We start from the raw sequence: 17,481 nt of genomic DNA, 5'->3' as shown, positions 1-17,481 counted from the left end.
GTCCTGTCGTCGCGGGAATGGGGGAAAGCTGTCATGGCCGATTCGCCCCTTTACTGCAGCAGGTAGATCGTCGCGAACAGCGCGATCCACACCACATCGACAAAGTGCCAGTAGTAGGAGACCACGATCGCGCCGGTGGCCTGGTGATGGGTGAACTTCTTGCTCGTGAATGTTCGCCCGATGATCATCAGGAAGGCGATCAAGCCGCCCGTGACGTGCAGGGCGTGGAAACCGGTGGTCAGATAGAACATCGAACCGTAGGCGTCCGAGTTGAGGGAGATGCCATCACCGAACATGTTCGAGTACTCCAGGATCTGCCCGGACACGAACGTGGCACCGAAGAGGTAGGCCAAGACGTACCACTCGCGCATGCCCCACTTGGCCAGCTCGTAGAACTTGCCGGTGCGAGAGGCGATCCCGGCCTCCGCCTTGAACACACCGAGCTGACACCAGATGGAAGAGATCACCAGGATCAGCGTGTTGCCGAAGGCGTAACCCACCTCCAGGTGACTGGTGCGGCTGGTCCATAGGTCGCCGGCGACGGAGCGAATCGTGAAGTACATCGCGAAAAGCCCCGCGAAGAACATCAGCTCGCTGGCCAGCCACACGATGGTGCCGACGGCCGTCATATTCGGTCGGGTCACCGGACCGTGTCCGGCAGGTGTGCCATGTGCGCTCATTGGAGCGGTCGTTGCTGTCGCCACGTCCGACATTATGGCCCAATCGGACCCGCCATGTGCGAGCGACCCCCCGTCCGAGAGCACTTTGGGCACAGGGATCCCCGGTTTCACGACAGATGTCGTGCAAGACGTGCTCGAACATCGCTGCAACGAGTCGAAGCCGGTGCAGAGTTCCCGGTGCTCGTGAGTAGCATCAAGGCTATGAGTCCTACGTCTTCTGCCGTATCGGCGCCCACGAGCTCGACGATGCACAGTCTGACCGTTCTGCTGTACAGCGACGACATCGCCACCCGCGACGTGGTGCGGGTCGGCGCGGGCCGTCGGCCGGCCCGCGACGTCGAGATCGACTCCTGGTTCGAGTGCGCCACGGCGCAGGCGGTCGTCGACGCCGTGGAGACGCAGAAGTTCGACCTGCTGATCCTGGACGGTGAGGCCGCGAAGGTCGGCGGACTCGGCCTGACCCGCCAGCTCAAGAATGAGATCTTTCAGTGCCCCCCGGTGATCGTGCTGACCGGTCGTGCGGCCGATGGCTGGCTGGCGTCGTGGTCGGAGGCGGACGCCGCGGTGCCGCACCCCATCGACCCGTTGGTGCTCACCAGCACGATCGCCGATGTCGCGCGCCGCACGTCGTCCCGCTAGCCGCTCGAGACGGGTCGGCTGATGGGTGACTCGACGCAGACCTGGCCGCGGCTGCTGAGCAAGCTTCTCGCCGGCACCGACCTGCAGGCGGCAGACACCGCGTGGGCCATGGACCAGATGATGTCCGGTGCGGCGTCCCCGGTGCAGATCGCCGGCTTCCTCATTGCCTTGCGCGCCAAGGGCGAGACCGTGGACGAGCTGCGCGGTCTGGCCGACATGATGGTGCGCCATGCCGTGCCGATTCAGGTCCCCGGGGCGACGCTGGACATCGTGGGAACCGGTGGCGACGGGGCGCACACGGTCAATATCTCCACCATGTCGGCGATCGTGGCGGCCGGAGCGGGCGCGCGGGTCGTCAAGCACGGCAATCGTGCGGCGTCGTCGAAGTCGGGTGCGGCAGATGTGCTGGAGGCGCTGGGAATCAGTCTCGACCTCGAGCCCAGCGACGTCGCACGGGTCGCGCTCGACGCCGGGATCACCTTCTGCTTCGCCCAGACCTTCCACCCGTCGATGCGGCACGCGGGCGCCACCCGCAGCGAGCTCGGCGTGCCGACCGTCTTCAACGTGATGGGGCCGCTCACCAACCCCGCCAGGCCGCGATACTCGGCCGTCGGCGCCGCGAGTGCGCAGGTGGCCCCGCTGATGGCGGGCGTGTTCGCCGACCGGGACCGAAGCGCGGCAGTATTCCGTGGTGACGACGGTCTGGACGAGCTGACCGTCACGACGACGTCGACGGTCTGGTGGGTGCAGGACGGCCAGATCAGCCGGCACCAGGTCGATCCGAGCAAGTTCGGCATCGCGTCATCGCCCATCGAGGCGCTGCGCGGCGGCGATGCCGCGCACAACGCGCAGGTGGTGCGGGAGGTTCTGGACGGGCGAACCGGTGCCGCTCGAGATGCCGTCGTGCTCAACGCGGGTATCGCGCTGGCCGTCGTGGGCATCGAGTCCGGGCCGGGACGGTTCGGGAATGCCGCGGACTTCGAGGATGCGCTCGGCGTCGGTCTCGAGCGGGCCGCCACCTCGATCGACAGCGGCTCGGCCGCGTCGGTGGTCAAGCGGTGGGTGGCGGCGACAAAGTCGCCCTAGTCTTCGAGACCGATGGCGAACGCCGCGCCGAGATCCTTGGTGGAGTAGGTCCGGAACGCGATATGCGTCTGAGAGTCGCGCACCCCACGGACCTTGTTGAGCTGATCGGCAATGACGTCGGCGAAGTCCTCGTGCCTACTGACCCTGGCCACAGCGATGAGGTCGACGTCGCCGGTCACGGAGTACACCTCCGCTATGCCGTCGATCTCACTGATGGCCTGCGCAACCTCGGGGATGCGTTCGACGTCGGCCTTGATCATCACGATGGCGGAAATCACCCTGCCAGCCTAGTGCTGCCGGCTGCGCCACGGGTAGGCCGGATCCGCTCGACGGCATCACCGAACCCCGGAGCATCGGTGCGGGCGCGCACCAGTGGCTCCAGCCGGTCCCGCGCCGCGCCCGCTCCGTGCAATGGGCAGGTCCACTGGCCGTCGACGTGCACCATGCGTACTCCTGGCTGCTCCAGCCAGTGCAGCACCTTTTCCGTCTCCTCCGGATGAGCGGCGGGGACCGGCGCCGCCGGTGCCGAGACGACCTCCGCGGTATCGCGGAGCGCATCGATGTACGGCTGTGGGTCGGCGCCGGGCGGGCTCACCGTCACGCCCGCGAGACGGCCGTAACGCACGCAGATGATCTCCCAGCCACCGGCCGGCCCCCGTCGGGCGGCGACCATTTCGGCGCTGGTGGCCAGTGGCCGCAGCCGTTGCGCACGTGCGCCGGCACGGACCAACTCGAGCATCCGGTCGCGAACCGTGCTGGCCTCCTCGAAGCGCTCCTGCTCGCTGAGACCCCGCATTCGCTCATTGAGCGCGTCGACCACGTGACGGGCATCTCCGCTCAGCGCGGCCGCGACATCGGCAACCACCGTTGCGTAGTCGTCAACGCCCTGTGCGCCGGTGCACGGTGCGCCGCAGCGACCCATCTCGGCGAGCGCGCAGGCGGTCGAGGTCGTGCGTGCGGACAGTCGCTTGGTGCACTGGCGCAGCGGTATCACCTCATGGATGGCAGCCACCGCCAGCTCGGCACGTCCGCGCGAACCGAACGGCCCGGCATACTGCGCACCGTCGTCGCGCACCTCGCGCACGATCGACAGTCGGGGAAACGGCTCGACGGTGAGCTTGAGCCACAGCGCTCGCTCCGGGTGGCGCGAGCGGCGGTTGAAGCGTGGCTTGTGCTCGGCGATGAGGCGTAGCTCGCGCACTTGCGCCTCCAGGGCCGTCTCGCAGACGATCGGGGTCACCGAGGTGGCCAGACCGACCATCTCGGCCATTCGGCTGCGCTGCTCGCTGGCGGTGAAGTAGCTGGAGACGCGCTTCTTGATGTTGACCGAGGTACCGACGTACAACGTGCGGTCCTGGTCGTCCTTGAAGACGTAGACCCCTGGCGCGCTCGGAAGCCGCGACGCGAGGTAGCGCTTGCGGCGCTGCTTCGGACTGACCCTGCTGGAGTAGGACGCGAGCTCCTCGACGGTGTGCACCCCGAGGCTGCCCACCCGCCCCAGGAGGGCATGGAGGACGTCGACCGTGGCGCGGGCGTCGTGTAGTGCGCGATGGTCCGGACTTGTCGTCGCACCGAACAAGGCGGCGAGCGTGGCGAGCTTGTGGTTCGGGACCTCGTCGCGCGGCACGAGCTGGCGAGCCAGGTGGACGGTGTCGAGCACGCGGTTGCCGGGCCACGGAAGCTGCAGGCCGGCACAGGCGGCCTTGAGGAAGCCGATGTCGAAGGGTGCGTTGTGGGCGACCAGGACACTCCCGCGGGAGAAATCGAGGAAGGACGGGAGCACGGTCTGGATCGTCGGAGCGGCGGCGACCATGGAGTTCGTGATGCCGGTCAGGACGCTGATGAAGGCGGGTATGGGGGAGCCCGGCCGCACCAGCGTCTGGAACTCGCCGAGGATCTCCCCACCGCGCACCTTCACCGCGCCGATCTCGGTGATCTCGCACGCCTTCGCGCTGCCGCCGGTCGTCTCGAGGTCGACGACGACGAACGTGACCTCGGCAAGGGGGGTGCCGAGATCGTCGAAGGTGGCCTGAATGGCGTGCGTTGCTGCCATGGAACGGACAGTAGGCGCCAGGTGTGACAACGACCCGGCACCACGCCGTGGTGCGATGATCCGCAACGTCCCATCGCGCGGCCGGTGCTTCTACGGTGGGGTACGGCAGATCGGACGGCCGCGACAGGAGGAGACGTGCGCGACGACCTCGGTGAGCGGCTACCGGGCGGCAACGTCACGGGTGCGTGGCGGGTCGGCGGAACCGTGCGAAGGAGCACGGGGCCGTGGACGCCCGCCGTGCACGCCCTGCTTCGGCACCTGGTCGGTCGGCTGGAGCATGTGCCGGAGGTCGAGGGGCTGGACGGGCGCGGGCGAGAGGTCCTGACCTACCTGCCCGGGCGCATCGTCGACGAGGACACCGAGTTGCTCACGGATGCCCAGCTCTGGTCACTGACCCGGTGGACGCGTGAGATGCACTGTGCGGTCAGCGATTTCCGCTCCGGGGGTCCATGGCGCTTCTACCCGGTCGACCATTGGACGATGATCGGACACAACGATCTCGGCCCGTACAACGTGTGCTTCGACGGGGACGATCTGGTCGGGGTCTTCGACTGGGACCTGGCCGGTCCGAGCACGCCCCTGATGGAGCTCGCCTTCCTGGCCTGGAACAGCGTGCCACTTCGACGGGCTATCGGGGTGCGCGAACAGGCAGCCCGACTCACCCTGGTGGCGCAGGCCTACGGGGACGTCTCGGCGGCGCAGATCCTCGATGCCGTGCCCGACCGGGTCCGGTTGGTCCTGCGCGGCATTCCGGCCGCCGCGGCGGCCGGTGACCCGGGGATGCAGAATCTTCTGGCTTTTGGTGAACCGCAGCGCTCCCGGCGCGCACTGGAGGGTCTGCTCGCCCGCATCGACGCCATTCGCGGCCACTTGTGAGGAGGTGGATGTCAGACCCCTGTCCTAGCGTCGAGTCAACGATGTGAGGAGGCAACATGCGTATCGAGTGCGAGACCTGCCCGGTGAGGGAACAACACTGCGCGGACTGCATGGTCACTGCCATGCTTGAGTTGGCGGCTCCTGCGGTGGAGCCGTGGCCGGTGGACCTGTCCGTCGGCCACTATGACCTGCTGGACCGCGAGGAGCGACGTGCGGTTGACCTGTTCGCCTCGGTCGGGCTGGTCGCCGCGTCCGAGGCGGTCGGTGCGCGCGCATGGTGCGAGCCGGTGGTCGACCTGCGCTCGAGTGGGTGAGCCGGCCGCCCGGGATTGATCCGTAGTCTGACTCCATGGGTCGGACACGGTGGGGCTGCGGAGTCGTCGTCGGCGCTGTCATGCTGGCCGGATGCGGTGGTGCCGCCGCGGCCCCATCCAGCCCGACCGCCGCTGCGACCCCCAGCGGGACGGTTGCCAGGGTCATGCCTGACGCCGAGAACGTCCGGGGCACCTATGTCGTGGTGACAGGGGATGCATCCGAGTCCCGGTTGCGGCACACGGTGCAGGCCGCTGACCAGGCCGCCAGGTGGGTGACCCAGACCTGGGGTGACGTCTGGCGCGGTCGGGCGCGCGTCGTCGTGTATGCGCCGCGCAGCATGCCGGAGTTCCTGGCGCTGGGAGGCGGCTCGAGCGAGGGGGACCAGGTGTCCGCGACGACGACCGTGGCCGGTGCGGTGGTGCTCAGCCCGGAGCTGTCCACCGAAGTCACACCCGAGGGGCAGGTCGTCGTGCTGGCGCATGAGCTGACCCATGTCGCCCTGCACCAGGCAGGGCTCACACACACCCGGCGGTGGGTGATCGAGGGATCTGCCGAGCTGACTGCCTACCGGCCGACCGGACTGTCGGTGGCCAGGGCGGCGCCGCAGGTCGCCGTCCTGGTGCGCTCCGGCCGCTCGCCCGCCGGGCCGCCCACTGATGAGGCATTCTCCGGCAGCAGCGACGACCTGCAGATCTCCTACCAGCAGGCCTACACCTGGTGCCGCTTCCTCGGCCAGAAGTTCGGACTCCCAGCGTTCAAGAGGTTCGTCAAGCAGGCCGACCGCGGAGCCACGGAGACCGCATTCCGGGACCAGTTCCACACCACCCCGGCGGGCCTCGCGGACACCTACCGGACCTGGCTGCGGACGACGGTCTCCTAGCGTGGCAATGCTCTATCTACCGAAGCCGACCTCCGCCCGCCGGACCCCGGTGGGCGTCTCGTCCGTCATGCGGCTCGTGGCCGACTCCGGTACCCGTCCGATAGTCACCGCCCACGTCGGCGGCCTCGAGGTGTCGATGCAAGTTCACTCGAATGCGGGCTTCGACGCGATGCTCACCCACGATGCAGTTCGCAGGCTCACCGGGCGCAGCGTGGTGAAGGAGCAGGAGTTCGGGCTCGCGGACGACCTCAGCCTCAGTACCGCCGGCCGCGGGCGTACCCGAGTCGATTCGCTCGTGGTCGCCGGAGTCGCTCTAACCGATCTCGAGGTGGAGGTCTTCGACCTTCCGACGGATCAGTGTGAAGGTCTGCTCGGGGTCGGCTGGCTGCGCAGAGTTGGCGCGGTGATCGACTTCGGCACGAACCGGCTGATCGTCCCCGAGGACGCGGCGCAGCGCGACGCGATGCTGTTGCCGCTCGTCGGCCGAGCGTTGCCCTTGCAGTGGGACGCGGTTGCCGCGCGTTATGTCGCACGGGTTGAGATCGGTGGCGTCGCGGGCAGATTCGTCCTCAGCACAGTCGCGGGCCTAACGCTCGATCTCGCCTTCGCCCGGGCGAGCGGGGCACAGCTCGCCGGCCCGGTCGGCGAGGAGCATGGACCGACAGGTGCAGTCATCCCGCTCCACCGGACGGTTGAGCCCGTCGTGCTCCAGTCCGGCGGCGGTCCGCTTCCGCCAACCCCGGCGCAGGTGTACGACCTGTACGCCTACATGGGTGCCGAGCGCCCCACCGACGGTGCGCTCGACGGACACCTGGGTGCCGACGTCCTCATCGCGTGCGGGGCCGTCGTCGACTTCGGCGACTGATCCGGACCGGTTGACGATCGGCACACGGCGACGTGCCCCACTCAGGTGTCGTTGCTGCCGGCGATGGCGACGAGGGCGTCGCCGACGGGCGTACGGCGATACAGCACGGATCGTCCGACCCTTGAACCGCTGATGAGTCCGGCACGGCGCAGCGCCGCCAGGTGGTGGCCGACGCTGCCCAGGGCCAGACCGTGAGTGGCTGCGAGCTGTGTGGTGCTTGCGGGTTCTTCTACTGCCATGAGAACGAGGGCCGGAGTGCGGCCGAGCAGCTCGGCGAGCGCGCGGGTAGTTGGCGGGGGACTGGTGGACCAGAGTGCGGCGACCCCACGGGCTGGGTAGTCCAGCGCCGGGGGCCAGGGAGGTTCGAGTCCGAGTGCCAGGCCGGAGCCGATGAATACCGAGGGGATGAACAGCAGGCCCCGGCCGGCCAGATCGCCATCGGGCTGCTGCGGGCGATGCGCGACCTCGATACACCCGTCTCGCCAGCGAAAGATCGGGGTGCACGTCGGCGAGGGCGCTCTGCGAACCACCTCCTCGCGGCCCACCGCGATCCGGGCAACCTTTCGACTCACATCGAAACTCTACCGTTGGCGATCCGGGAGCCGCATGCTGCGGACATGACGATCAGCACCGCAGCCGCGCAGCGTCGCACTACCTACCGCGAGGTTCTCGCCGTCAGAGAGTTCCGGGTACTGTTCACCGGCACGGCCCTCCGGGCGCTGGCGGCCACCGCCGAGATCCTCGGACTCTCGGTCCTCGTCTACGCACGAACCGGTTCCGCCTTCTTGTCCGCGATTGCCTACGGCATCGGCTTCTTGCCCCAGCTGGTCGGCGGGGCACTGCTCACCTCGCCGGCGGATCGGCTCCGACCCCGGGGAGTGCTCTGCGTCACTTGCGGGGAATCGCTGATCGTCGCCTACATCGGCGCGAGCGGGCGACCAGCGAGCACCGCCGGCATCCTCCTGATCGCGATGCCCGTAGGCATGCTGGCCGGCGAGATCGCCGTCGGCAGACTCTGCAGCCCACCCGCCCGCGAACGGCTCTGCTTCCCGATGGCTGCCTTGATGGGCCTACCGCTGATCGCGTTCGCTCTCCAGATCCCGATACCGGTGGGCGCGGCACTGCTCGCGACCACCGGCACCGGCTTCGGCTACCAGCAACGCTTCCTGGACACCCTCGCCACACGCCTCCAAGACCAAGCCTTCGGGCTGCGGACGACCGGGCTGATGGGCGGCCAAGGCCTCGGGCCCGCCGCCGCAGGCGGCTTCGCCGCCGCGCTCGGCCCCGGAGCTGCAATCGCCGCCACCGGCGCGGCAACAGCACTCGCCGGACTCTGGCTGCGCGACACGCTCACGGGATGCCACAAGTACCCGCCGGCTCCTCCCGGCTCACCAACGGTCTGAGCTGGGCGACCAGGGCGAGGACGTGATCTCCTTGCTGTTGCGGCAGATCGAACGGGTCGGGCGCGCCGGCCGGGTGACGGTCTTGCGTCGAAGTGCCGCCGTGCCGGCCTGCGCAGGTACCCTCACCCCATGGCTGACAGCACCAGGTCCACAATCGAGATCGCCGCACCTCCCGCCCACGCTCTGGATGTGATTGCCGACTTCAACGAGTATCCGTCGTGGGCAGGGCAGGTCAAGAGTGCGACGGTCTTGGCCGAGGACAACGATGGCTGGGCCGAGCAGGTCGAGTTCGTGCTCGACGCCGGGGTCATCAAGGACACCTACACGCTGGCCTACGACTGGGATATCGATGAGACCGGTGTCGGCACGGTCAGCTGGAACCTGGTGAAGTCGACCATGCTCAAGTCGTTGGACGGCTCCTACCGCCTCGAAGAGTCCGCGGCGGGAACCAACGTGACCTACCAGCTCAGTGTCGACGTGAGCATTCCCGTCATCGGGATGCTGCGCCGGAAGGCGGAGAAGATGATCATCGACTCCGCGCTCAAAGGCCTGAAGAAGCGCGCCGAGTCCTGATGCTGCCACGGCTCGTCCTCGTCGGCGGGGCGGGTGGTGCGGGGGCATCCACCTGCGCGGCGGGCATCGCCGCGGCATACGCGGCGGACGGTCGGCGGGTCTCCCTCGCCACCCTCGACGGCTGTGCCGGCGCGGGCGACCTGGTCAGCGAGGCAACGGTGTCGCGCCTGGGTGCCGGCGCGCCCCGCCCGGACCTGAGCGCCGCGCGCGGTGCGATGGACCTGGCCGGCCTTGACCCGCGGCTCATCGACGAGCTCGGCGGGTTGCCCGGCCGCGAGCTGGTGGGCGTCCTTTGGGCCCTGGCAGACGCACCCGAGCACGACCTCGTGGTGATCGACGCGGGCGCTCGAGTTGTCGACCTGGTGCAGCTGGCCGGGATGCTGCCGTGGTTCGTGCAGGGGGTGCTACCCGCGCAGCGCGGCTGGTTGACGGCCACCCGGCCACTGCTGGCGGCGGCCGTGGGCCGACGCTGGCCGGGTCCGGACACCGCGGATGCACTTCGGGCCGTCTACGAAGCGACGGTGCGCGCTCGTGACCGGTTGCTCGGTGGGACGACCGCCACGGTGCTGGTGATGGGGGACGACGCGAGCGCACGTGCAAAGACGCGCTGGCTGGCGCGCGGGCTATCCCTTCACGACGCGTATCCGCGGGTGGTTGCGCGGCGCCAGGGGTCGACGTTCGGAGTGTCGCCCGTGCTCCCCGACGTGCCGGTGTGGGACCTGCCGGCCACCGCGGACGACACCGTTCAGTGCGGCGTCAGCGGGCTGCCCGACCTGACAGCACCCCCCGACCGGGCACGAGACATCCGGGCCGACGGGCAGGACATGCTATGGCGGATGGCACTGCCATTGATAGATTCGCAGAACCTCCGCCTCACCCAGGAAGGTGACGACCTGGTGCTGGAGGCGCACGGCCACCGGCGGCTCGTGGGACTTCCGACCGCGCTGCGTCGGTGCCGCCCTGCGGGTGCGCTGCTGCGGCACGGCATCCTTGAGGTGAGATTCAGACCAACGCAGCAGGAGCAGGCCACGTGACATCAGGTACGGACGGAACCGACGGCACCGATCCCGGCGGCGCGGTCGCTCAGGAGGCCCTGCGCCTGGCCGAGGCGGTGTCCGACTGGGCCCGCTCGACGCACCCGAACCCGGGCGACGCTCGGCCGGACGCCGAGACGTCCCGGGACACCGACCCGCCGTCGGCAGAACGGACGGCCGGTCGCAGCTGCGGCTGCCACGAGTCGGGCGCAGTGGACTCGGTATGCCGCGTCTGCCCGATCTGCCGGGTGGCCACCGTCGTTCAGGCGATCCAGCCCGAGGCGCTCGAGCGGGTCGCCGACGTCCTCGCGATGTTCGCGGGAAGTCTGAATGCGGTCGCCGAGGACCGCCGGGCCGGCGCCAGGAATCCGACCCCGTCGTCGCCGGCGAAGCCCGAGCACACCGACATACCGGTCAGTGGAGACACCGACGACGAGGGTGGAGCACCGTGAACCGCAAGACCGCTGCACAGCTGGCGATCGGCATCGACATCGGCGGCACGAAGGTCGCCGGCGGGCTGGTCGACGAGACCGGCGCCGTCGTGCGGCGGACCCGCCGAGACACACCGCACCGGTCCACGAACGCCCGGGTCGTCGAGGACACGATCGTCAGTGTCGTCGACGAGCTGATGGAGTTCGCCGATGGGCAGGTGCAGGCGGTGGGCGTCGGCGCGGCCGGTTTCGTGGCGGCCGACCGGGCCACTGTGGTCTTTGCGCCGCACCTGTCGTGGCGACACGAGCCGCTGCGAGACCGGCTGTCTCGGCGGGTGAGCGTCCCGGTCTGCGTCGACAACGACGCGAACGCCGCGTGCTGGGCGGAGTGGCGCTTCGGCAGCGTGCAGGGGGAGAGCCATCTGGTCATGGTGACGCTGGGCACCGGGATCGGCGGGGCGATCCTCACCGATGGGCAGATCCAGCGGGGCCGATTCGGGATCGCCGGCGAGTTCGGTCACATGCAGGTGATGCCCGGTGGGCACCGGTGCGAATGCGGGAACCGCGGGTGCTGGGAGCAGTATGCCAGCGGCAATGCCCTGGTGCGGGAGGCCCGCTCGCTGGTGCTCGCAGGCTCACCGCTCGCCGCGGACCTCGCGACGCTGGCGGATGGAGACATGACGGCGTTGACCGGCCCGATGATCACCGAGGCGGCACGCTCGGGTGACCCGATGGCCGCCGAGCTGCTCGCCGAGATCGGCACCTGGCTGGGCACCGGCCTGGCCAACCTGGCCGACGCGTTCGACCCGGGGGCATTCGTCATCGGTGGTGGTGTCAGCGCCGCGGGTGGCCTACTGCTGGACGCAGCCCGGGACTCCTTCCGCAGGCATCTGGCGGGGCGCGGCTTCCGGCCCGAGGCGCGCATCGTGCACGCCCGGCTGGGCAATGAGGCGGGGCTGATCGGCGCGGCCGACCTGGCGCGCAAGGAAGCCGTGCAGGTGTGAGCAGGACGTCCGCAATTCTCCGCGTCGCGACCTACAACGTGCGCGCCCTCAAGGACGACCGGGACGCACTGATCCGTGTTGTCCGGTCGATCGATCCGGATGTCCTGTGCCTGCAAGAGGCTCCACGGCACCCCTTCTCCGGGCATCGGGTCGCGGCGCTCGCCACCGACCTGGGCCTGACGTGGAGCGGCGGGCATCGCGGCCGGATGAGCACGACGCTCCTGACCGGGCTGCGGGTGGACGTGCTCTCCAGCGCACACCGCAACCTGCCTGTGCGCCGGTTCGACGAACCACGCGGGTATGCCGTCGCGACCGTGCGGCTGCCCGGGCAGGCCGCGCTTCGGGTGGCCAGCGTGCACCTGAGCCTGCGCGCGGAGGAACGGCCGCTGCATGCTCGTGGTGTGCTCGATGCGGTCGCCGGTGACGTGCCGGTGGTAGTCGCGGGCGACCTCAACGAGACCGATGACGGGCCCGCCTGGTCCGCGCTGGCCACGGCACTGCGGGATGTCGGGCCGCGCACGCCGACCGTCTCGGCGTCGGAACCGGTCCGCCGGATCGACACCATTCTGGTCTCCGTCGGTCTCCTGACGCGTGATCCGGAACTGGCGCTGGACGAGCGAGATCTCGCGGCCGCGTCCGACCATCTGCCCGTGGTCGTCGACATCCTGCTGCCCGCGAGCGACGGCCCGGCCGAGTGAGCGCTCGCGTCTGCGCCTACAGCAGGTCGTCGTCCGGGTCGTCGTGGTTCTTGGGCTGGCGCAGCACCAGCAGGACCACCCCTGCCACACAGGTGCCGACCGCGAGAACCCACCACAGCGATCGGGCGTAGCGATCGAAGATCGCCAGGTAGAACACCCACATCGGTCCGCCGATCAAAGTGGCCAGGATCGCCCAGAAGTGGAGGTCGTCCTTGGGTAGCGGAGCGGGCGGCGGCGGGACGAAGTCCTCTTCGTCGTCGAGGTAGGAGAGGCCGTCCCCGTCCGGCACCCGCCACTGCGAAGGAAGTCCCGCAAGCGGATCAGGGGGCTGCGGCTTCGGGTCGTGATACTGGTTCTCGAACTTCCGCCAGGAGGTGGTGGGGTTGGTCGAGGCGCCCGGGTGAGCGCCGGGCACATCGGGTGGCCGGTCGCTCTTGGTGACCTCGGTGTCCTGGGTGTCCTCGTCGGGGTCACCTGGGCCCGACCCGGGACGGTCGTCCTCCTCGGAGCCGAACTGCGAGACGATCTCAGCGAACCGGCTGTCGAAATCGGCCTGCCGATCGGAGTCGTCGTGCCTCTCTGCGGTCATGGCAGGTGGGTGCGGTAATGGAGGGCCACAGCCTCATCCTCGATGAGTGCGGCCCCATTGTCGAGCCTGGTGACCGGAGAGCTGTCGTCGGGCAACATCTCGGCGACGTGGCCCCGCGACTCTGCGCCGACAAGGATCGCCATACAGATATCTTTGCACCAGACCAAGAAGCCGTGCGGCGCCGTCGTAAGGTTCACCGCGGAAGGAACAGGAGGCACGGTGTTCTACTGGCTGCTCAAGTGGGTCCTGCTGGGTCCATTGCTCAAGTTCATCTTTCGGCCCACGTCGGAAGGTGCTGACAATGTGCCCGAGGCTGGGCCCGCGATCCTGGCAAGCAACCACTTGTCATACGCAGACTGGTTGTTCATGCCGCTGGTGATCCAGCGACGCGTGACGTTCGCTGCGAAGGCGGAGTACTTCACCGGCACGGGGGTGAAAGGCTTCTTGCAGAAGGCCTTCTTCTCGGGTGCCGGTCAGGTGCCCATCGATCGCAGCAGCGGCAGCGCGGCGGCCGGCGCGATCTCGACCGGCCTGCGCATTCTGGCCGGCGGCGAGCTCTTTGGCATCTATCCGGAAGGCACTCGCTCGCCCGACGGCAGGCTCTACAAGGGCAAGACCGGCGTTGCGCGCATGGTGCTCGAGGCGAAGGTGCCACTGATCCCCGTTGCCGTGATCGGGACCGACGAGGTGGCCCCACCCGGCAAGGTGTTCGGCCGGCTGGTACGACCGCGAGTGCGGTTCGGCAAGCCGATGGACTTCTCCAGGTACGAGGGGATGGAGAACGACCGGTTCGTCCTGAGGTCCATCACCGACGAGATCATGTACGAGCTGATGCTGCTGGGCGGCCAGGAGTACGTCGACGTCTATGCGTCCACCGCCAAGGACCGCATCGCGGCCATGGCCAAGGAGATCGGTGGTGGCGCGGCAGCCATCGCCAGTCAGGTGCAGCAGCAGGTCCAGCAGCGCCGGCACCACGGGGACGAGGGCGCCGCCGAACCCGACCCGGATGCCGCAGCGAGCCACACCTGAGCGATGTCCGCGTCGTGGGCGGGCGGTCGGCCGACGAGAACGTCGACGTACCCTGAACCGGTGAGCACCACCAGTCGCCTCGATCTCCCGGCCGTCAACACGCCATCCTCGGGTGCCCTGAGCTGGCCGGACCTGCCGGCTGCCCAGCAACCGAACTGGCCGGATGCGGTCGCCCTGGAGCGGGCGCGCGCGGAGCTTGCCGCATCACCGCCGCTCGTGTTTGCCGGCGAGTGTGACGTGCTGCGCCAGAACCTGGCGGCCGCGGCGCAGGGCGAGGCCTTCTTGCTACAGGGTGGGGACTGCGCGGAGATGTTCTCCGCGGCGACCGCGGACAACATTCGAGATCGGGTCAAGACCATCCTGCAGATGGCCGCGGTCCTGACCTACGGCGCGAGCACCCCGGTGATCAAGCTGGGGCGCATCGCCGGTCAGTACGCCAAGCCGCGCAGCAAGGACCTCGAAGTTCGCGGGGACGTTACGCTCCCCGCCTACCGGGGTGACATGGTCAACGACTTCGCCTTCACCGAGGAGTCACGTCGACCCGACCCGCAGCGGCTGGTGCGGGCCTACCACACCAGCGCCGCCACCTTGAACCTCGTGCGCGCCTTCACGACCGGCGGTTTCGCCGACCTGCGGCACGTGCACGAGTGGAACCGTGGGTTCATCGCCAACGGCGCCTACGCACGCTACGAGTCGACCGCCCAGGACATCGACCGCGCCATGAAGTTCATGGCGGCCTGCGGTGTCGACTTCGACGCCCTGCGCACGGTCGAGTTCTTCGCCAGTCACGAGGCGCTGCTGCTCGACTACGAGAAGCCCCTCACTCGCATCGACTCACGCACCGGTCTGCCGTATGCCGTGTCGGGCCACTTCGTGTGGGTCGGCGAACGCACCCGGCAGCTCGACGGCGCGCACGTCGACTTCGTCTCTCGGATCCAGAACCCGATCGGCGTCAAGCTGGGCCCGACCGCGGATCCGGATGAGGTGCTGCGACTGATCGACCGGCTCGATCCCGAGCGGCGCCCCGGGCGGCTGACGTTCATTGCCCGGATGGGCGCACCGCGGGTTCGCGAGAAGCTACCGGCCCTGGTGGAGCGCGTCGATCGCAGCGGCGCGAAGGTCGTATGGGTCTGCGACCCGATGCACGGCAACACGTTCGAGTCGACAACCGGCTACAAGACGCGTGAGTTCGACGACATCATCGACGAGGTGCGCGGGTTCTTCGAGGTGCATGAGGCGCTCGGGACGGTGCCCGGCGGTATCCACGTCGAGCTCACCGGCAACGACGTGACCGAATGTCTCGGGGGCTCGGAGAAGATCCTGGATGCCGACCTGGAGAAGCACTACGAGACGGCCTGCGACCCACGGCTGAACCACCAGCAGAGCCTGGAGCTGGCGTTCCTGGTGGCCGAGATGTTGCGCAGCCGGGTCACACGACCGAGATCGTGACCGTCGTCCCGATCGGGACGCTCTGGTGCGCACTCGGCGTCTGGCCCCGGACGTTGTCGAAGATGCCGCCGAAGTAGCGGTTCACCTGCACCTTCAGCCCGGCCTTCTGGAGCGCCGTGGTGGCCTGCGCGGTCGTGTCGTTCCTGACGTCGGGCACCGTGACCATCTGCGGCCCCTTGGAGACCACCAGATTCACCGTGTCGCCCTTGTGGCCCGGGCCGGTGGTCGGGGTCTGAGTGATGACGTCGCCCTTGCCGACCGTGCTGCTGTAGGCGTCGTCGCCGAAGGTGACCTTCAGCCCGAGGTCGGTCAGGGCGCTCGTCGCGGCGGGTTTCGGCTGTCCCGTCACGTCCGGGATGTCCACGGGCTGCAGGCCCTTGCTGACCACCAGGTCGATCGCGGTCCCCTTCTTGGACGGGGTGCCTGCCACCGGCGAGACGCTGATGATCTGGCCCGATGGCACGCTCGGGCTGTAGTCGTTGGTCACGGTGCCGAGGGTGAGGTGCCCCGCCCGGAGCGCGCTGGTGGCCGCCGTGAGGGTCTGGCCCGTCAGCGTCGGCACGTCGTACCGCTCGGGCCCCTTGGAGACATGGAGTGTCACCGAGCCGTGCTTGCGGACCCGGTCGCCGGACGCCGGGGTGGCCGAGATGACGGTGCCCTTGGCGACCGACTCGCTGAAGTCCTGGGTGACTCGCGCCTGCAGATCCGCACGCTGCACGGCGGCGACCGCGACCCCTTGGGTTCGGCCGCGAAGCGACGGCACGGTCGTCTGCCCGAGCGGACCCAGCGTGAACACCCAGACCCCGGCGACCAGCAGGACTACCAGCAGCGCGGCCAGCCACGACCTGCGGCGGAACCGAGGCCTCTTGTCCGGCCGCTCGTCGATGGGCCGCAACGGGTCGGTCGAGTTGGTGCTGATGGCACGAGTGTGCCCGTCGGGTGAACTGTCCGGCGCCCCGGCCGGGTGGCCGACGACGGGGGAGTCCGCCGGTTCCGGGAGATGCTCGAGATCGGACTCGCTCAGCCCGCGTCGGGTGGCGCGCAGAGCCGCCAGGTAGGCGGTGGCGTCGGCGGGCCGGTCATCCGGGTCCTTCGCGGTGCCGAGGGCAAGGAGGTCGTCCAGGTCGACCGGCACCGTCGGCACCAGGTCCGACGCGACGGGCATCTGCCCGTGCACGTGCTGGTAGGCCACGTGAATGGGGGAGTCGCCCGGGAAGGCTTTGCGCCCGGTGAGCATCTCGAAGAGGAGCAGCGCGGCGGCATACACGTCGGTGCGCTCGTCGGCGGTGCCGTGCTCGACCTGCTCGGGGGACAGGTATGCGGCGGTTCCGAGCAGCACGTCGCTGTCTGCGGTCAGCGTCTCGGTCGTCACGGCACGGGCCAGGCCGAAGTCGGCCACCTTGACGGCGCCGTCCTCGCCGATGAGGACGTTCTCCGGTTTGACGTCGCGATGCACCAGGCCCGCCCGGTGGGCGGCCGAAAGTGCTTGCAGGATGGCGTCGGCGATGTCCAGCGCCTGACCCGGTGGCAGCGGCGCCTCCTCGCGGATGACGGTCCGCAGCGTCCCGCCGCGGACCAACTCCATCGCGAGGAAGACGTAGTCACCGTCCGCGCCCTGGTCGGTCACCGAGACGACGTGCGGATGCGCGAGCCGGGCGGCCGACTTGGCCTCCCGCCGGAAGCGGGCGACGAAGGCCTCGTCTCGCGCCAGGTCCGGTCGCATGATCTTGAGGGCAACATCCCGGTCGAGACGACGGTCCATCGCGATGTACACCGACCCCATCCCACCATCGGCCACATGGCTCTGCACGGTGTATCGCCCGTCGACCGTCCGGCCGACGAGTGACATGGGTATGGAGGTTGACACGACCAAATTG

Annotated in this window: 20 protein-coding genes; 14 read left to right on the top strand and 6 right to left on the bottom strand. The window is 69.1% G+C overall.

All coding sequences use genetic code 11. The annotated features are described in order from the left end of the window. Nucleotides 1-50: 50 nt before the first annotated feature. Complete coding sequence (ctaE, locus tag FGL98_RS08015; protein ID WP_246136433.1) at nt 51-680, bottom strand: aa3-type cytochrome oxidase subunit III; 630 nt, start codon at nt 678-680, stop codon at nt 51-53. Between the two features lie 201 nt (nt 681-881). Between ctaE and FGL98_RS08010 the strand changes: the two genes are divergently transcribed. Together FGL98_RS08010 and trpD are read left to right on the top strand one after the other, a co-directional pair. After that, a complete protein-coding gene (locus FGL98_RS08010) occupies nt 882-1,319 on the top strand; it encodes a response regulator transcription factor (RefSeq protein WP_146316235.1) in 438 nt (145 codons plus the stop codon). A gap of 21 nt (nt 1,320-1,340) precedes the next feature. Next, nucleotides 1,341-2,405 carry an anthranilate phosphoribosyltransferase gene (trpD, locus tag FGL98_RS08005; RefSeq protein WP_146316234.1) on the top strand — a complete coding sequence of 355 codons (1,065 nt, stop codon included), beginning with the start codon at nt 1,341-1,343 and terminating at the stop codon, nt 2,403-2,405. On the opposite strand, the gene FGL98_RS08000 is transcribed toward trpD, so the two are convergent. Both FGL98_RS08000 and FGL98_RS07995 read right to left on the bottom strand, forming a co-directional pair. Beyond that, nucleotides 2,402-2,683, bottom strand: a complete 282-nt coding sequence (locus FGL98_RS08000) for an Lrp/AsnC family transcriptional regulator (RefSeq protein ID WP_146316233.1) — start codon at nt 2,681-2,683, stop codon at nt 2,402-2,404. The genes trpD and FGL98_RS08000 overlap by 4 nt on opposite strands. Further along, entirely contained in the window at nt 2,680-4,458 is a 1,779-nt protein-coding gene (locus tag FGL98_RS07995) for a DEDD exonuclease domain-containing protein (protein ID WP_146316232.1), read from the bottom strand. The genes FGL98_RS08000 and FGL98_RS07995 overlap by 4 nt, the downstream gene beginning before the upstream one ends. 135 nt (nt 4,459-4,593) lie before the next feature. Between FGL98_RS07995 and FGL98_RS07990 the strand changes: the two genes are divergently transcribed. The 4 genes from FGL98_RS07990 (at nt 4,594) to FGL98_RS07975 (ending at nt 7,394) form a co-directional block, all read left to right on the top strand. Next, nucleotides 4,594-5,334 carry a phosphotransferase gene (locus FGL98_RS07990; RefSeq protein WP_146316231.1) on the top strand — a complete coding sequence of 247 codons (741 nt, stop codon included), beginning with the start codon at nt 4,594-4,596 and terminating at the stop codon, nt 5,332-5,334. Between the two features lie 122 nt (nt 5,335-5,456). Then, complete coding sequence (locus FGL98_RS07985; protein WP_246136432.1) at nt 5,457-5,648, top strand: hypothetical protein; 192 nt, start codon at nt 5,457-5,459, stop codon at nt 5,646-5,648. Between the two features lie 35 nt (nt 5,649-5,683). Then, the gene (locus FGL98_RS07980) at nt 5,684-6,529 is read left to right on the top strand and encodes a hypothetical protein (RefSeq protein ID WP_146316229.1); all 846 of its coding nucleotides are present in this window, start codon (nt 5,684-5,686) and stop codon (nt 6,527-6,529) included. Between the two features lies 1 nt (nt 6,530). Next, the gene (locus FGL98_RS07975) at nt 6,531-7,394 is read left to right on the top strand and encodes a hypothetical protein (RefSeq protein WP_146316228.1); all 864 of its coding nucleotides are present in this window, start codon (nt 6,531-6,533) and stop codon (nt 7,392-7,394) included. Between the two features lie 41 nt (nt 7,395-7,435). Here FGL98_RS07975 and FGL98_RS07970 read toward each other — a convergent pair whose 3' ends face one another. Continuing rightward, nucleotides 7,436-7,966 carry an ArsR/SmtB family transcription factor gene (locus FGL98_RS07970; RefSeq protein WP_146316227.1) on the bottom strand — a complete coding sequence of 177 codons (531 nt, stop codon included), beginning with the start codon at nt 7,964-7,966 and terminating at the stop codon, nt 7,436-7,438. Nucleotides 7,967-8,011: 45 nt separating this feature from the next. Here FGL98_RS07970 and FGL98_RS07965 point away from each other — a divergent pair, with 45 nt between their 5' ends. From FGL98_RS07965 to FGL98_RS07940, 6 genes are all read left to right on the top strand, one after another. After that, the gene (locus FGL98_RS07965; RefSeq protein WP_186526048.1) at nt 8,012-8,797 is read left to right on the top strand and encodes an MFS transporter; all 786 of its coding nucleotides are present in this window, start codon (nt 8,012-8,014) and stop codon (nt 8,795-8,797) included. Nucleotides 8,798-8,926: 129 nt separating this feature from the next. Beyond that, on the top strand, nt 8,927-9,370 hold the full coding sequence (locus tag FGL98_RS07960) for an SRPBCC family protein (RefSeq protein WP_146316226.1): 444 nt from the start codon (nt 8,927-8,929) through the stop codon (nt 9,368-9,370). Continuing rightward, nucleotides 9,370-10,404 carry an ArsA family ATPase gene (locus FGL98_RS07955; protein WP_146316225.1) on the top strand — a complete coding sequence of 345 codons (1,035 nt, stop codon included), beginning with the start codon at nt 9,370-9,372 and terminating at the stop codon, nt 10,402-10,404. Before FGL98_RS07960 ends, FGL98_RS07955 begins: the two co-directional genes overlap by 1 nt. Continuing rightward, nucleotides 10,401-10,856, top strand: a complete 456-nt coding sequence (locus FGL98_RS07950; RefSeq protein ID WP_146316224.1) for a hypothetical protein — start codon at nt 10,401-10,403, stop codon at nt 10,854-10,856. Before FGL98_RS07955 ends, FGL98_RS07950 begins: the two co-directional genes overlap by 4 nt. Further along, complete coding sequence (locus FGL98_RS07945) at nt 10,853-11,839, top strand: ROK family glucokinase (protein WP_146316223.1); 987 nt, start codon at nt 10,853-10,855, stop codon at nt 11,837-11,839. Before FGL98_RS07950 ends, FGL98_RS07945 begins: the two co-directional genes overlap by 4 nt. Next, nucleotides 11,836-12,537: an endonuclease/exonuclease/phosphatase family protein gene (locus FGL98_RS07940; protein ID WP_146316222.1), complete on the top strand. Its 702-nt coding sequence runs from the start codon at nt 11,836-11,838 to the stop codon at nt 12,535-12,537. The genes FGL98_RS07945 and FGL98_RS07940 overlap by 4 nt, the downstream gene beginning before the upstream one ends. A gap of 16 nt (nt 12,538-12,553) precedes the next feature. Here the strand turns inward: FGL98_RS07940 and FGL98_RS07935 are convergent, their stop codons facing one another. Further along, a complete protein-coding gene (locus FGL98_RS07935; RefSeq protein WP_146316221.1) occupies nt 12,554-13,126 on the bottom strand; it encodes a hypothetical protein in 573 nt (190 codons plus the stop codon). A 42-nt stretch (nt 13,127-13,168) separates the two neighbouring features. Here FGL98_RS07935 and FGL98_RS07930 point away from each other — a divergent pair, with 42 nt between their 5' ends. Then, on the top strand, nt 13,169-14,155 hold the full coding sequence (locus tag FGL98_RS07930) for a lysophospholipid acyltransferase family protein (protein ID WP_342779956.1): 987 nt from the start codon (nt 13,169-13,171) through the stop codon (nt 14,153-14,155). Nucleotides 14,156-14,215: 60 nt separating this feature from the next. After that, complete coding sequence (locus FGL98_RS07925; protein ID WP_425460988.1) at nt 14,216-15,604, top strand: class II 3-deoxy-7-phosphoheptulonate synthase; 1,389 nt, start codon at nt 14,216-14,218, stop codon at nt 15,602-15,604. Here FGL98_RS07925 and pknB read toward each other — a convergent pair. After that, a complete protein-coding gene (pknB, locus tag FGL98_RS07920) occupies nt 15,585-17,471 on the bottom strand; it encodes a Stk1 family PASTA domain-containing Ser/Thr kinase (protein WP_246136431.1) in 1,887 nt (628 codons plus the stop codon). The genes FGL98_RS07925 and pknB overlap by 20 nt on opposite strands. Between the last annotated feature and the right edge of the window lie 10 nt (nt 17,472-17,481).

The sequence above is a fragment of the Leekyejoonella antrihumi genome, assembly GCF_007845645.1.
Taxonomy (GTDB): Bacteria; Actinomycetota; Actinomycetes; order Actinomycetales; family Dermatophilaceae; genus Leekyejoonella; species Leekyejoonella antrihumi.
The sequence above is the reverse complement of the archived record's forward strand: the minus strand, read 5'-3'. Positions and strand labels throughout refer to the sequence as shown.